Consider the following 14,148-nt stretch of genomic DNA (forward strand, 5'->3'; position numbering starts at 1 on the left):
CGAGCCGCCCGAAAGGAACCTCATGGCACTGTGGAAGCCCGACCCGACGTTCTACGCCTCGCCCCGCGACGCGGTGTCCGCCCCGCCCGAGAAGCTGGCCTATGTCGCCGCGTTCGACCGGGCCGCCGAGAAGCCGGACGCCATCGCCGTGCTGAACGTCGACCCGGGCTCGGCCGCCTACGGCGACGTCGTCGGATGGACGGAACTGCCCTACCTCGGCGACGAACTGCACCACTTCGGCTGGAACGCGTGCAGCAGCGCCCTGTGCCCGTACGCGCCGCACCCGCACGTGGAGCGCCGCTACCTGATCGTGCCGGGGCTGCGCTCGTCGCGGATCTACGTCATCGACACCAAGGACGATCCGACAGCGCCCAAGATCGTCAAGATCCTGGAGCCGGACGAGCTGGCCAAGCGCGCCGGGTACTCGCGCCCCCACACCGTCCACTGCGGGCCCGAAGGGCTCTACCTCACGGCGCTGGGCGGCGCGAACGGCGAGGACGGGCCGGGCGGCATCGCCCTGCTCGACCACACCTCCTTCGACGTCCTCGGCCGCTGGGAGGTCGACCGTGGCCCGCAGTACTTCGCCTACGACGCCTGGTGGCACATCGCCCACGACGTGCTCGTGACGTCGGAGTGGGGCACCCCGTCCATGATCGAGGACGGGGTCGTCGGGGAACTGCTGCTCGGCCGCAAGTACGGGCACGCGCTGCACTTCTGGGACCTGCGCAAGCGCCGCCACGTCCAGACGGTGGATCTCGGCGACGAGCACCAGATGGCCCTGGAGCTGCGGCCCGCGCACGACCCCACCAGGCAGTACGGGTTCGTGGGCGTCGTGGTCAGCGTCGAGGACCTCTCCGCGTCCGTCTGGCTCTGGCACCGCGACGGGGCCGCCTGGGCGGCGAAGAAGGTCATCTCGATCCCGGCCGAGCCCGCGGACGCCGCGTCCCTGCCGCCGGTCATCGCGCCGTTCGGAGCCGTCCCGCCGCTGGTCACCGACATCGACCTGTCCGTGGACGACCAGTGGCTGTACGTCTCGTGCTGGGGCACCGGCGAGCTGAAGCGCTACGACGTCAGCGACCCCTTCCACCCCGTCGAGGCGGGCTCGGTGCGCCTCGGCGGCATCACCGGCCGCGCCGCGCACCCGGCCGCGCCGGACCTGTCCCTCTCGGGCGGCCCGCAGATGGTGGAGGTCAGCCGCGACGGCAAGCGCGTCTACGTCACCAACTCCCTGTACGGCGCCTGGGACGATCAGTTCTACCCCGACGGCGTCGGGGCCTGGATGGCCAAACTCGACTCCTCCCTGGACGACCCCAGCCCTAGCGGGTTCACCCTGGACGAGCGGTTCTTCCCGCATGGCGACGCGTTCCGGGGCCGCCGTCCGCACCAGACGCGCCTCCAGGGCGGCGACGCGTCCTCCGACTCCTACTGCTATCCGTGACGGACGGCTCGCTCGCCGCCCTCATCGCGCTGGGCGCCTTCCATGGCCTCAACCCCGCCATGGGGTGGTTGTTCGCCGTGGCCCGCGGTCTCCAGGAGCGCAGCAGGGCCCTCGTCCTGCAATCGCTCCCGGCCATCGCCGCGGGCCACGCCGCGTCGGTCGGCGTGGTGGCGGTGCTCGTCACGCTGACCCGTTCGGTCGTCGCGACCCGGGTCCTGGCGGCGGCCGGCGGCGTCCTGCTCGTCGGTTTCGGCCTCTGGCGGCTGCTGTCGCGCCGCCATTTCCGGTGGGTCGGCATGCGGATCTCGCTGTGGCAGCTCGCCGGGTGGTCGTTCCTGATGTCGTCGGTGCACGGTGCGGGGCTGATGCTCCTGCCCGTCCTCACGGCCTCGGGGACGGCCCCCGCGGGCCACGACCACCGCCTGTCCTCCTCGGGCAGCGCCCTGTCCACCGGGATCTTCGTGACCGCCGTGCACACCCTGGCGATGTTCGCCGTGGCGGGCGCCATCGCCGTGGCCGTGTACGAGATCGTCGGGCTGGCGGTGCTGCGCCGCGCCTGGTTCAACCTGGACCGCCTCTGGGCCGCCGCCCTCATCGGCGCGGGCACGTTCACCCTGTTCACCGCCATCTGATCGCGAATCGGTTGCGCCGCCCCCGCCGGGCTGGGAGCCTCATGGGGGGCTTCAGTGATCAATGGGAACGGGGATGCATGCGGTCTTCAGCGCGGTCTTCAGCCAGGTGGACGGGACGATGCGCGATCGCCGTGGTCGCCGCCGCGCCGCTCGTGGCCGTGCCCGCCGGGCTGCCCGCGCCGTCCCTGGCGGCTCCCACCGCGAACGCCGCCGTCGCCGGGCCCGCGGGCGTGGGCGCCAAGTCGGCGTTCCTGTACGACGACGGCGCCAAGAAGACCAAGTGGTCCCGCGCCGCGACCACCAAGCGTCCCATCGCCAGCATCACCAAGGTGATGACCGCCCTGGTCGTCCTGCGCGCGGGCAAGCTCGACCGCACCGTCACGGTGAAGCAGAAGCACATCGACTACGCCGTCCGGCAGGGCGGCAGCATGGCGAACCTGCGCGCGGGTGACAAGCTGACCGTCCGGCAACTCCTCAACGGCCTGCTGCTCCCGTCTGGCTGCGACGTCGCCTATCTCCTCGCCGATCTGTACGGACCGGGGTGGCGCGGGTTCGTCACCAAGATGAACAAGACCGCCGCACAGCTCGGGATGAAGAGCACCAAGTACGCCAACTTCGACGGACTGCCCTGGCCGTCCGCCACGTCCACGTACTCGACGGCCTATGACCAGACCAGGCTCGCCCACTTCGCGCTGATGCGCGCCGACTTCCGCGCCATCGTCGCCCGCTCCTCCTACAAGCTCGCCAAGAACAAGACCCACAACGCCTACAGCTGGACGAACACCAACCGGCTCCTCGGCTCCTACAAGGGCGCGGCCGGCATCAAGACCGGCACCACCGACGCCGCGGGCTACTCCCTGATGTTCTCCGCCCGCCGAGGCACCCGCACGCTGGTCGGGATCGTCCTCAACAGCTCCACGACCAACGAGACGGCCCGCTTCACCGACGCGGCCCGCATGCTCGACTGGGGCTTCGGCGCCAAGTCCGCCGGCATCCTGCGCGTCCCGCCGGTCCCGGCCGGCGCCAACGTCGACTGATGCGCGCGACCGCACCCCTCGTCCTCATCGCCGCGCTGTTCCTCGCCGGCTGCGGCGGCGGGGACGACTCGGACGGCAAGAAGTCCGGCCACCCCTTCGCGGGCACCTGGCGCAGCGGCGGGTCGGCCTCCGCCGGCTCCGGCGGCACCACCCTCACCGTCGCTGCGGACGGCACCGTCCGCTTCAAGAGCAGCCTCGACTGCAAGGGCACCGCCGCTCCGTCCGGCGGCGCCTACCGCTTCACCATCGACTGCGGCACCTCGAAGTTCACCGGCACGGCGGTTCCCCCGAAGTCCGGCACCTTCACCATGACCTGGACCGACGGCGACACCGCCGAATACCACGCGGCCTGAGGGTTCACACCGCTCGTCGGCCAACGGCCGTGAGGTCGATCTCGATGTCGAACGGCACCGTCACCTTGAGGGTGCCGCGATGGATGCCGGTCAGCGCGTAGACGTTGGTGGCCGGGTCGAGTTCGTAGACGTACACGACCGTCTCGCCGTCCTCGTTTTCCACCCGCCAGAAATGCCGGATACCCGCCGCCGCATACTTGCGCGGCTTAGTGTCCCGATCGCGGTCCACTGATTCCGGCGAGACGGCCTCGACCGCGAGCACCACATCCGCCGGGAAGTAGAATCTGGACGGATCGTCGCGCTCGAACGCCTCAGTGCTCACCACCAGCACATCCGGCTCCGGCGCCTGGCGCTTGGCAAGCTTGACCGCCATCTCGCTGTCGCCGCGGAGTTCCTGGGGAGCCTGTCTGTCCAGCTCGTGGTCGAGCATGTCTATGACGCGCTTTTGCCACTTCTCCTGCGGGCTCACGAAGACGAGGCTCCCGTCGATCAACTCCGTGTGCCGGGGCGTGTTCATCCGTAGGAAGTGATCGGCGGTGAAGCCGCCCGGCGGGGGGAACAGCCAGTCTGGCAGCGAGTCGGCACTCATGTGGCTACTTTCCGCAGTTGCCTCGACACTCTGAGCGCTCATGTCCACACTGTCGCACAGAGACCGAACCTGTGCACACAGCTTACGGGAAGCTGCTCAGGCGGGGCCGGGAGCTTCGCCGCGTTCGTGGACGAGGGCGCGGAGTTCCTCCAGCTGGCGGGCTGCGAGGCTCTTCTCTGCACCGTTGATGCCCATGGCGCCGATGGACGTGCCGTCCGCGAGATCGAGGGTGGGCCAGGGCTCGCCGACGGTCATGGTGACGTCGAGGACCTCGGGCCATTCGAGGCGGCGGGTGCGGAAGGCGTTGACGACCGTGAGGCCCGTCTCGTCCGCGAGGATGCGGCAGCGGGCCAGCATGTGCAGGATCCAGGCGACGAAGAGGCCGAACAGGATGAGCAGGATCCGGTCGAACAGCTTGAACTGGGGCGCCACCACCACGGCGAGCACGATCATGCCGAGCATGATGATGCCCGCCGTGGCGTAGGCGACGACCCGGGTGGTACGGGGACGCCACACGGTCGGCAGCGCCGGGGCGTCAGTCAACGATCTTCGAGATGGGGATCTCAAGGATGTCGTGGGCGCCGGCGGCCTTCAGCGCCGGGATCAGGGTGTTGACCCCGCGCTTGGCGACGACGGACTCGACCGCGTTGGACTCGCCGCCGGCGAGGGAGGTGACCGTGGGCGAGGACATCGCGGGCATGATGTCCAGGACGGCTCGCAGGTCGGCCTGGGCGACGTTCAGCTTGAGCAGCACGTTGCCACGGGCGCGGATCGCGCCCTGGAGCAGGAGGGAGATGTCCTCCATCGCGGCGCGCTTCTCGGCGTCCTCGTACGCCTCGCGGTTGGCGACCAGCTCGGTGTAGCTGGTCAGGAGCGTGTCGAGGATGCGCAGGCCGTTCTTGCGCAGGGACGACCCGGTCTCGGTGAGGTCGACGATCGCGTCCACGATGTCGGGGACCTTCGCCTCGGTGGCGCCGTAGGACGGGACGACCGTCGCCTTGACGCCGTGCTTGTCCAGGAACCGCTTGGTCATCGCCGGGAACTCGGTGGAGATCCGTACGCCCTCGGGCAGGTCCGACACGCGCTGCCAGGGCGCGTCGTCCGGCACCGCCATGATCACCCGGACGGGGTTGGAGGTCGCCTTGGAGTACTGGAGCTCACCGAGGCTGACCACGTCGGAGTCGGTCTCGGTGATCCAGTCACGGCCGGTGATGCCGAGGTCGAACAGGCCCTGTTCGAGGTAGGTCGGGATCTCCTGGGGGCGCAAGACCCGGACCCGGTCGATGCGGGGGTCGTCGATGGAGGCGCGGTAGTCGCGGTCCGAGGTGCGCCGGACGGTGAGGTCGGCGGCGTCGAACAGCTGCAGGGTCGCCTTCTCCAGCGATCCCTTGGGCAGGACGAGTGACAGCACGGAAAAGCCTTTCGATGGATGCGGACGGAAATCCGGGAATCGTTCAGGAGCCGGGATGCGCGGGTCGTCCGGGGGCCTCGGCCCCCGTACCCCGCGCCGTCAATGCTCCTGGACGTGCCCGGCGTGACCGTGATGCCGCAGACCTCGCAGGGTCAGTGCCGTGTCGAGTGCGGCCACAGTCGCCTCCCATCCCTTGTCCTCGTGGCTGTCAGGCAGCCCGCTGCGGTCCAGTGCCTGCTCAATGGTGTCACATGTGAGCACCCCGTTGCCCACCGGAGTCGCCTCGTCGAGCGCGACACGGGTCACACCGGCGGTGACGGAGTCGCAGACGTAGTCGAAATGGGCGGTCTGCCCGCGGACGACCGCGCCCAGGCAGACGACGGCGTCCAGGTCGCGGGCCATCTGCTGGGCGATGACGGGCAGCTCCAGCGCGCCCGCGACACGCGCGACGACCGGCTGGTCGATCCCGCACGCCTTCGCGGCGGCGAGCGCACGGTCCAGCAGCTGGTCGGTGATCTGGCCGTGCCACCGGGTGCAGACCACGCCGAGCGTGAGCCCGGCCGCGTCGACGATGGCGTCCTCCGGGCGTCCCGCGCCGCTCATGAGATCCCCTCGATCTGGTGTCCGAGACGGTCCCGCTTGACCGTCAGGTAACGCCGGTTGTGCTCGGTGACGACCACGGGCATGGCCTCGCGGCCCCGCACCTCCAGGCCGAAGCCCGCAAGCCCCTGGAGTTTGGCGGGGTTGTTGGTGAGCACCCGGATCGAGCGTACGCCCAGGTCACGCAGCATGTGGGCAGCGTTGGAGTACTCGCGCGCGTCGGCGGGCAGCCCCAGTTCGAGGTTGGCGTCGACGGTGTCGGAGCCGTTGTCCTGCAGGGCGTAGGCGCGGAGCTTGGCCAGCAGGCCGATGCCGCGCCCCTCGTGCCCGCGCAGATACAGGACGACGCCGCGTCCCTCCTGCGCGATCTGCTCCATGGCCGCGTCGAGCTGGGTCCCGCAGTCGCAGCGCTCGGAGTGCAGGACGTCGCCGGTGAGGCATTCGGAGTGGGCCCGGATCAGTACGTCCTCCCCGTCCGCCAGGTCGCCGAGGACGAGCGCGACGTGCTCGCCGCCGTCGATCGAGCTGGAGAAGCCGACGGCGCGCCACGTCCCGAAACGGTTGGGGACGCGGGTCTCCACGACGCGGGTGACCATGGGTTCGCTGCGCTTGCGGTGCTCGGCGAGCTGCTCGATGGAGATCAGCTTGAGGCCGTGCTCCTTGGCGAACACCTGCAACTCGGGCAGCCGCGCCATGGTGCCGTCCTCGTTGACGACCTCGGCGAGGACGCCGGCGGGGGCGAGCCCGGCCAGCCGCGCGAGGTCCACGGCCGCCTCGGTGTGGCCGCGGCGGCGCAGCACCCCGCCCTCGTGGTAGCGCAGGGGGAAGATGTGGCCGGGCCGGACGAGCTCGCGCGGCTCCGTCGCCGAGTCGCACAGGGTCCGGATGGTCTTGGCACGGTCCGCCGCGGAGATGCCCGTGGTCACGCCGTCCCGGGCGTCCACGCTGATGGTGTAGGCGGTGCGCATGTGCTCGGTGTTCTGCGCCGTCATCAGCGGGATCTGGAGCCGGTCCAGGTCCGTCCCCACCATCGGGACGCAGATCACGCCGCTGGTGTAGCGGATCGTGAACGTCAGCAGTTCGGGCGTCGCCTTCGCGGCGGCGAAGATGATGTCGCCCTCGTTCTCGCGGTCCTCGTCGTCCACCACCACGACGGGACGCCCCGCCGCGATGTCGGCGATCGCCGCCTCGATGGAGTCGAAGATCCCGCTGTCGCCACCGATCCCCTTGCCGTCGCCGCTCATGCCGTCGCCGCTCATGCGGTCACCGCCTTGTTCTGCGGAACCCGGACGTCCCGGGACTCCTTGAGCCAGTTCCTGAACCCGACCATCACCATCACGAAGAAGATCCCGTAGACGGCGCCGGAGACGTACAGCCCGGACTTGAGGGCCAGCGGGACGCCGACCAGGTCGACCAGCACCCAGATGACCCAGAAGTCGACCAGCGCGCGGCTCTGCGCGAACGTGGCGACGGCGCTGCCGACGAAGATGTAGGCGTTCGCCCACGGCGACCAGGCGATCTTCAGCCAGTCCAGGTGGACGAACAGCTGGGCGACGACGGCGGTGCCGAGGACGAGGACGCCGATCAGCAGGGCGCGCTCCCGCGCGGTCGCCTGCCGGACCACCAGCCCTTGCTCCGCACTGCGGCCGCGAATCCACATCGCCCAGCCGAACAGGGCGAGGACGCAGAAGAGGACCTGCTTGAGCGCGTTCCCGGGAACGTGCGCGTGCAGGGAGGCGGCGAGCAGGAGCGCGGCGCCCACCAACTGCGTCGGCCACGTCCAGAGGGTCTTGCGCATCGCGAGCCAGACGACGGCGAGGGAGAGCACGTTCCCGATGAGGTCGGTCCACAGGACGTGCTCGCCGAACAGCCCGAAGCTCGCGTTGAGCCAGTTCACCGCCTGTCACCGATCATGCGTTCCACGTACTTGGCGACGACGTCGACCTCAAGGTTCACCGGGTCGCCGGGTTTCTTGTGGCCGAGCGTGGTGAGGGCGAGGGTGGTGGGGATGAGCGCGACGCTGAACCGGTCGGCGCCCGCCTCGACCACGGTGAGGCTGATCCCGTCCACGGTGATCGAGCCCTTGTCGACCAGGTACCGGCTCAGTCGCGCGGGCAGGGAGATCGTGACGACGTCCCAGCGCTCGCCGGGCTCCCGGGAGACGATCTCGCCGACCCCGTCGACATGGCCCTGGACGAGATGCCCGCCGAGCCGGTCGGAGAGCCGGACGGGCCGTTCCAGGTTGACCTTGGCGCCCGCCTCAAGCCCGCCGAGGCTGGACCGGTCGAGGGTCTCCTTGACGGCGTCGGCGGTGAAGACCTCGTCCTTGACGTCCACCACGGTGAGACACACGCCGTTGACGGCGATCGAGGCGCCGTGCTCGGCGTCCTTCGTGACGAGCGGACCGCGGATGGTGAGGACGGCCGAGTCGCCGTCATGCTCGATCGCCACGATCTCGCCGAGTTCCTCGACGATGCCGGTGAACATCTCCCGGGCCTCCTAGTTAGGGCTCCGGGGACGTACGTGTGGCGACAGCAACCCCCTGAACAGGGGCGTACAGCGCGCTGCCTCCCATCCGGACTTTCACCGTCGGTCCCGGAGTTCCACCGGGTCAACCGGCCGATGGCTTCGGCCGGGTCGCGGACTGTCACCGCCGGTTCGGAATTGCACCGACCCCGGAGCACGCGTTCACTGCTTGGCAACCAGTGTGCCACGCTCCTCATTCCCGAACCCATGTGGGAAAGGCCACGATTTTCCGCACCGAACCAAGCCCTTGCCTTGTGACCGTGCGCCCGGACGGCCGGCCGGGTACTGGAACTCGCACGGTGTGTCTGCGCGGTGTCACAGGGTGGTGAAGGCCAGACCGGACGGGGTGAGGGCGACGTGGGTCAGGTCGAGGACGCGGTGGTGCGCGGCGGTGAGGGCCTCGGCGGGGTGGCTCGTCGTCACCGCGAGGACGGTGGCGCCGGCGGCGCGACCGGCGGCGACGCCGGCAGGAGCGTCCTCGATGACCACGCAGTCGGCGGGGTCCACGCCGAGGCGCTCGGCGGCCAGACGGTAGCCGGACGGGTCGGGCTTGCCGCGCGGGACGTCCTCGGCCGTGATCACGGTGGCCGGCACCGGGACGCCGGCGACACGGGTGCGGACGGCGAGCTGGCCCCTGTCCATCGACGTGACGAAGGCGCAGGGCAGGCCGTTCACGCTCAAGAGAAGGTCCAGGGCACCGGGCAGGGCGGTGATGCCGTCGCTGCGTGCGGCTTCGAGGGCGTCCAGGTGCTCGGTGGCCGCGCGGACCCGGTCCGGCGGCAGGAAGTCGGCGACGCGGTCGGCGGTGCGGCGGCCGTGGGCGTCGGAGAGGAACTCGTCGGCGTCGATGCCGTATTCGGCGGCCCATTCGCGGGCCGCGCGCTCGACGAGCGGAGTCGAGTCGACGAGGGTGCCGTCCACGTCGAACAGGACGGCCGCGCAGGGGATCACCACGCGGTCGCCTCCGCGGCCTGGGCGCGCAGGCCGCGGACGGCCTCGGCGGGGTCGTCGGCGCCGTAGACGGCGCTGCCCGCCACGAACACGTCGGCGCCGGCCTCGGCGCAGCGCTCGATCGTCTCGGCGCTGACCCCGCCGTCCACCTGGAGCCAGACGGGCAGATCACGGCCCTTGATCAGCTCGCGGGCGCGGCGGACCTTCGGCAGGACGACGTCCAGGAACTTCTGGCCGCCGAACCCGGGCTCGACGGTCATCAGCAGGAGCATGTCGATCTCGCCCAGAAGATCTTCGAACCCTTCGACGGGGGTCGCCGGGTTCACGCCGAGCCCCGCGCGCGCGCCCGCGGCGCGGATGGTGCGCAAGGTGCGGATGGGCGCCTTGGCCGCCTCGGCGTGGATGGTGACGCTGCCCGCTCCCGCCTCGGCGTACTGCGGGGCCCACCGGTCCGGGTCCTCGATCATCAGATGGCAGTCGAGGGGAAGCGCGCTGTGCTTGAGGAGCGCCTCGACGACCGGCAGGCCCAAGGTCAGGTTCGGCACGAAGTGGTTGTCCATGACGTCGACGTGGACCCAGTCGGCGGAGTCGGCGATGAGCGCGACGTCCTCGGCGAGCCGGGCGAAGTCGGCGGACAGGATGCTGGGTGAGATCTGCGGAGCCATGATGACCTGAGTCTATTGGCGCAGTTCGGCCGTCTCGTCACCTGGCAGGGTGATCGGACGGGTGGGGCGGCGCGCCAGGCCGAGCCGTACGAAGACCTCTGGTGCGCCGACGGTGGCCCAGAGGGCGGCGAGCGTCTGGACCGCGAACGCCTGCACGGGATGGGAACCGCCGTAGTGCGCGAGCCCGTAGAGGATCACGGCTCCGAGAACCCCCACCGGAAGGCGTGCCAGGCGCCGCCAAGGTGCACCTCCGGGGTCGAACCAGCCGCGCGCCGACAGGAGGGAGACGCCCGCGAGGATGCCGCAGAGGCCGCCGCAGGCCGCCGCCACCTCGTTCAGGGTGATAGGGCGGGTGCTGCCGCCCGACCGCTGGATGGCACGCGCCCAGGCATCCGGCCACTGCCACCCTTGGAGCGAATGCACGGCGCCCCAGGCCACCCCCACACCGACCAGGGCGATCGCCAGAGCAAGGACCATCTGCACCGCCACGGGACGGCGCGTCCACCAGGGGACGACCATCGGTTCCAAGCCCAAGGCGGCGACGAGCAGGACGAGCCCGATGGCCCAGCCCGCGAGGACCTGGCCGGTCGAGTGGACGCCCAGGTACACCCGCGAGACGCCGATCAGGACGATGACGACCACGGCGGCGACCCACCCGAGCCGGCGGCGCGTGCGCGTGGCGAAGAAGCCCCAGAAGGCCATCGCGTTCTGCGCATGGCCGGACGGCATCCCGAAGGAGACCTTCGACTCCCGGCCGGTGACTCCGGGGTCCGTCCAGTACGGGCGGGGCGCGTGGAACATCAGCTTCAGGACGGTGTTGACCACCGAGCTGAACGAGAGGATGACGGTCGCCCGCGCCGCCAGGCGCGGATCGACGCACCAGTACACCGCCACAAGCAGCGGGATGTAGAACCCGGCGCTCCCCAGGTACGACATCACGTGCATAAAGGCGGTGAGCATAGGCCTCCCGGTCAGTCCGCCCGGCGGAGGAGGGCAAGGAACATCGCGTCTGTGCCGTGGCGGTGGGGCCAGAACTGCGCGTACGGCCCTTCGCCCAGTCCAGCGAGCTCCGGGACGGCCGATGTAAGAACTGCCGGCGAATCCAGGCGTTCGACGTCCTGGCGCGCGCGCAGCACGTCATCTACCACGACCCGTGTCTCGGCCAGGTGCGGCGAGCAGGTGACGTAGGCGACCACCCCGCCCGGACGGACCGAGTCCAAGGCCCCCGCCAGCAGCGCGCGCTGGAGCGGCCCCAGTTCGGCGACCGCCTCGGGGCCCCGGCGCCAGCGGGCTTCGGGACGGCGGCGGAGCGCGCCCAGGCCGGTGCAGGGCGCGTCGACCATCACGCGGTCGAACACGCCGGGCCGCCATGCGGGTGCGGTGCCGTCCGCGACAATGATGCCGGCGCGGTCGTCCACGGCACGGGCGACCAGCCCTGCCCGGTGGGGTTGGACGTCCGCGGCGAGGAGCCGCGCGTCGCGTTCGGTGGCGAGGGCTGAGAGGAGTCCGGCCTTTCCGCCAGGGCCTGCACACAGGTCTGCCCAGCGGGTGTCAGGACCGTCCAGCGGGGCTGCTGCAAGCGCCATGGCGACCAGTTGGCTGGCCTCGTCCTGCACGGCTGCGCGCCCCTCGCGGACGGCCGCGATACCCGCCGGGTCGCCCTCAGGTAGAAGCGCCGCGTAGGGCGAGTAAGGAGACGGCTCCGCACCGGCGTCGTACAGCTCGTCCACGGTGGCACGCCCCGGGCGGGCGACGAGCGTCACCCGGGGACGGGCGTTGTCGGCGGCCAGGAGCGCGTCGATCTCCCCACGGTCGGGGCCCAGGGCGTCTCGGAGGGCCGACACGATCCACTTGGGGTGGCTGTGCGCGACCGACAGGCGGGTGGTCGCGTCCGCGTCGGAGGGCGCGATGATCGCGAGCCAGGCGTCCATGTCGCGGGCGGCGACCTTGCGCAGGACGGCGTTGGCGAACTTGGCCTGGCCCGGTCCCGAGACCGTGCGGGCCAGTTCCACGGCGGTTCCGACGGCCGCGTGCGGCGGGATCCGGGTGGCGAGGATCTGGTGGGTGCCGAGCCGCAGCACGTCCAGCAGCGGGGCGTCGACACGGCGCAGCTCGCGGTCGCTGCACAGGGCGAGGACCGCGTCGTAGGTGCCGCGGCCGCGCAGCGTGCCGTAGGTCAGCTCGGTGGCGAGGGCGGCGTCCCGGCCGGTGAGGCCGCGGTCGCGCAGCCGTGCGGGCAGCAGCAGGTTCGCGTAGGCGTCACGGGTGGCGACCGCGCGGATGACGTCGAACGCGGTGCGCCGGACCATGTCCTGGGGACGTCCGGTCTGGCGCGGCCCGCCCGGCCTGCGGGTCTTGTCCCGGTCACCCCGGCGGTTGCGAGTGGGCGGCATCAGTGCAGCGCGTCCTTACCGATGAGGTTCACGCCGCGCACCCAGTCGGCGGCGGCCATGCGGCGCTTGCCCTGTGGCTGGACCTCGCCGAGCACGACGGGGTGGGTGGCCGTGCCGACCAGCACCTCCTTCTTGCCCGGACGGAGCTCGCCGGGGCTGAGCTTGTCGGCGTCGGGTGCCGGGCGGACGGGACCGAGCTTGACCCGGGTGTCGCGGAAGTTCGTCCAGGCACCGGGTGCCGGCGTGCAGGCGCGCACCAGCCGGTCGATGTGCTGCGCAGGGGTGCGCCAGTCGACGTGGCCGTCCTCGGGGTTCAGCTTCGCGGCGGTGGACACCCCCTCGGCGGATTGTGGACGCGGCTCCAGCACGCCCGCCTCGATGCCGTTCATCGTGTCCACCAGGAGGCCCGCGCCGGCGACCGCCAGGCGGCCCAGCAGTTCGCCGGTGGTGTCGGTCGGACGGATGGGCTCGGTGAGCACGCCGTAGACCGGGCCGGTGTCCAAGCCCTCCTCGATCTCGAACGTGGCCGCGCCGGTCATGTCGTCGCCGTGCAGGATCGCGCGCTGGACGGGAGCGGCGCCGCGCCAGGCGGGCAGCAGCGAGAAGTGCAGGTTCACCCAGCCATACCGGGGGATGTCCAGCGCCTCGCGGGGCAGCAGCGCGCCGTAGGCGACGACCGGGCAGCAGTCGGGCGCGATGACCCGCAGCCGGTCGAGGAATTCGGGATCGCGCGCCTTGGCGGGCTTGAGCACCTCCACGCCCGCCTCGGCGGCCCGCGCGCCGACCGGGCTGGCCACCAGATGGCGTCCGCGGCCCGCGGGCGCGTCCGGGCGGGTCACGACGGCCGCGACCTCGTGCGAGGACGCCAGCAGCGCGTTCAGGGACGGCAGTGCCGTCTCGGGGGTCCCGGCGAAGACGAGCCTCACTCAGATCGCCTTCCCGAAGGTCCGGTGCGGCGACTCCTTCACCACGGGTGCCGGGTCGCCGAACCACTCGGCCTCCCGGATCGCCTTCATCGCCGCCTTGCGCTGCTCGGCGTCCATCCGGTCGATGAAGATGATGCCGTCGAGGTGGTCGGTCTCGTGCTGGACGCAGCGGGCCAGCAGGTCCGTGCCCTCCAGCGTGATCGGCTCACCGTGCATGTTGTAGCCCTTGGCGACCGCGCTCACCGACCGGGGGGTGGGGAACGCCAGCCCGGGCAGGGACAGGCAGCCCTCGTCGCCGGTCTCCTGCTCGTCCGACAGGTCCAGGGTGGGGTTGACCACGTGCCCGAGACGGTCGTCGACGTAGTAGGTGAACACCCGCAGGCCCACGCCGAGCTGCGGCGCGGCCAGGCCGGCGCCGGGAGCGTCGATCATCGTGTCGGTGAGGTCCTTGACGAGCTGGCGCAGCTCCTTGTCGAAGTCCTTCACCGGCTCAGCGGGCGTGCGCAGCACAGGGTCGCCGAAGAGGCGGATGGGCTTGACGGCCAACGAGGGCTCCGTTTTCTGCGGTGTCTTCTTCGATGGGTCGCTGTGGATGCGACTCCAGTCTACGGAGGGGGCATGGGTACC

Annotated in this window: 17 protein-coding genes and 1 riboswitch; of the genes, 4 read left to right on the forward strand and 13 right to left on the reverse strand. The window is 71.1% G+C overall.

What is annotated here, in order from left to right; genetic code table 11:
* Positions 1–22: 22 nt before the first annotated feature.
* The 4 genes from AMA02S_RS27100 to AMA02S_RS27115 all read left to right on the forward strand — a co-directional run bounded on the left by AMA02S_RS27100 (position 23) and on the right by AMA02S_RS27115 (position 3,460).
* Positions 23–1,438 (forward strand): selenium-binding family protein, encoded by a 1,416-nt coding sequence (locus AMA02S_RS27100; RefSeq protein ID WP_067462996.1) that lies wholly within the window; start codon positions 23–25, stop codon positions 1,436–1,438.
* Positions 1,435–2,070 carry a hypothetical protein gene (locus AMA02S_RS27105; RefSeq protein ID WP_067462999.1) on the forward strand — a complete coding sequence of 212 codons (636 nt, stop codon included), beginning with the start codon at positions 1,435–1,437 and terminating at the stop codon, positions 2,068–2,070. Before AMA02S_RS27100 ends, AMA02S_RS27105 begins: the two co-directional genes overlap by 4 nt.
* Before the next feature lie 131 nt (positions 2,071–2,201).
* Entirely contained in the window at positions 2,202–3,107 is a 906-nt protein-coding gene (locus AMA02S_RS27110) for a D-alanyl-D-alanine carboxypeptidase family protein (RefSeq protein WP_067463002.1), read from the forward strand.
* Complete coding sequence (locus AMA02S_RS27115; protein WP_067463005.1) at positions 3,107–3,460, forward strand: hypothetical protein; 354 nt, start codon at positions 3,107–3,109, stop codon at positions 3,458–3,460. The genes AMA02S_RS27110 and AMA02S_RS27115 overlap by 1 nt, the downstream gene beginning before the upstream one ends.
* Positions 3,461–3,464: 4 nt before the next feature.
* Here AMA02S_RS27115 and AMA02S_RS27120 read toward each other — a convergent pair whose 3' ends face one another.
* The 13 genes from AMA02S_RS27120 to def form a co-directional block, all read right to left on the reverse strand.
* On the reverse strand, positions 3,465–4,049 hold the full coding sequence (locus AMA02S_RS27120) for a Uma2 family endonuclease (RefSeq protein WP_067463008.1): 585 nt from the start codon (positions 4,047–4,049) through the stop codon (positions 3,465–3,467).
* A gap of 96 nt (positions 4,050–4,145) precedes the next feature.
* Positions 4,146–4,592 carry a PH domain-containing protein gene (locus tag AMA02S_RS27125; RefSeq protein ID WP_067463011.1) on the reverse strand — a complete coding sequence of 149 codons (447 nt, stop codon included), beginning with the start codon at positions 4,590–4,592 and terminating at the stop codon, positions 4,146–4,148.
* Positions 4,585–5,460, reverse strand: a complete 876-nt coding sequence (gene hisG / locus AMA02S_RS27130; RefSeq protein ID WP_067463014.1) for an ATP phosphoribosyltransferase — start codon at positions 5,458–5,460, stop codon at positions 4,585–4,587. Before hisG ends, AMA02S_RS27125 begins: the two co-directional genes overlap by 8 nt.
* 99 nt (positions 5,461–5,559) lie before the next feature.
* On the reverse strand, positions 5,560–6,063 hold the full coding sequence (ribH, locus tag AMA02S_RS27135; RefSeq protein ID WP_067463018.1) for a 6,7-dimethyl-8-ribityllumazine synthase: 504 nt from the start codon (positions 6,061–6,063) through the stop codon (positions 5,560–5,562).
* A complete protein-coding gene (locus tag AMA02S_RS27140; RefSeq protein WP_067463020.1) occupies positions 6,060–7,319 on the reverse strand; it encodes a bifunctional 3,4-dihydroxy-2-butanone-4-phosphate synthase/GTP cyclohydrolase II in 1,260 nt (419 codons plus the stop codon). The genes ribH and AMA02S_RS27140 overlap by 4 nt, the downstream gene beginning before the upstream one ends.
* Complete coding sequence (gene pnuC / locus AMA02S_RS27145) at positions 7,316–7,957, reverse strand: nicotinamide riboside transporter PnuC (protein WP_067463023.1); 642 nt, start codon at positions 7,955–7,957, stop codon at positions 7,316–7,318. Before pnuC ends, AMA02S_RS27140 begins: the two co-directional genes overlap by 4 nt.
* A complete protein-coding gene (locus AMA02S_RS27150; RefSeq protein ID WP_067463027.1) occupies positions 7,954–8,547 on the reverse strand; it encodes a riboflavin synthase in 594 nt (197 codons plus the stop codon). Before AMA02S_RS27150 ends, pnuC begins: the two co-directional genes overlap by 4 nt.
* A gap of 70 nt (positions 8,548–8,617) precedes the next feature.
* A riboswitch (FMN riboswitch) is annotated at positions 8,618–8,748 on the reverse strand.
* Between the two features lie 153 nt (positions 8,749–8,901).
* Positions 8,902–9,540 (reverse strand): HAD-IA family hydrolase, encoded by a 639-nt coding sequence (locus AMA02S_RS27155; RefSeq protein WP_067463030.1) that lies wholly within the window; start codon positions 9,538–9,540, stop codon positions 8,902–8,904.
* Positions 9,534–10,202 carry a ribulose-phosphate 3-epimerase gene (gene rpe, locus AMA02S_RS27160; protein WP_067463033.1) on the reverse strand — a complete coding sequence of 223 codons (669 nt, stop codon included), beginning with the start codon at positions 10,200–10,202 and terminating at the stop codon, positions 9,534–9,536. The genes AMA02S_RS27155 and rpe overlap by 7 nt, the downstream gene beginning before the upstream one ends.
* 12 nt (positions 10,203–10,214) lie before the next feature.
* The gene (locus tag AMA02S_RS27165) at positions 10,215–11,162 is read right to left on the reverse strand and encodes a phosphatase PAP2 family protein (protein ID WP_067463036.1); all 948 of its coding nucleotides are present in this window, start codon (positions 11,160–11,162) and stop codon (positions 10,215–10,217) included.
* Between the two features lie 11 nt (positions 11,163–11,173).
* Positions 11,174–12,595 carry an RsmB/NOP family class I SAM-dependent RNA methyltransferase gene (locus tag AMA02S_RS27170; RefSeq protein WP_067463038.1) on the reverse strand — a complete coding sequence of 474 codons (1,422 nt, stop codon included), beginning with the start codon at positions 12,593–12,595 and terminating at the stop codon, positions 11,174–11,176.
* Positions 12,595–13,521: a methionyl-tRNA formyltransferase gene (gene fmt, locus AMA02S_RS27175; protein ID WP_067463041.1), complete on the reverse strand. Its 927-nt coding sequence runs from the start codon at positions 13,519–13,521 to the stop codon at positions 12,595–12,597. The genes AMA02S_RS27170 and fmt overlap by 1 nt, the downstream gene beginning before the upstream one ends.
* Positions 13,522–14,067, reverse strand: a complete 546-nt coding sequence (def, locus tag AMA02S_RS27180; protein WP_067463044.1) for a peptide deformylase — start codon at positions 14,065–14,067, stop codon at positions 13,522–13,524.
* Positions 14,068–14,148: the final 81 nt, after the last annotated feature.

This window comes from Actinomadura macra NBRC 14102 (genome assembly GCF_001552215.1).
Taxonomy (GTDB): Bacteria; Actinomycetota; Actinomycetes; order Streptosporangiales; family Streptosporangiaceae; genus Spirillospora; species Spirillospora macra.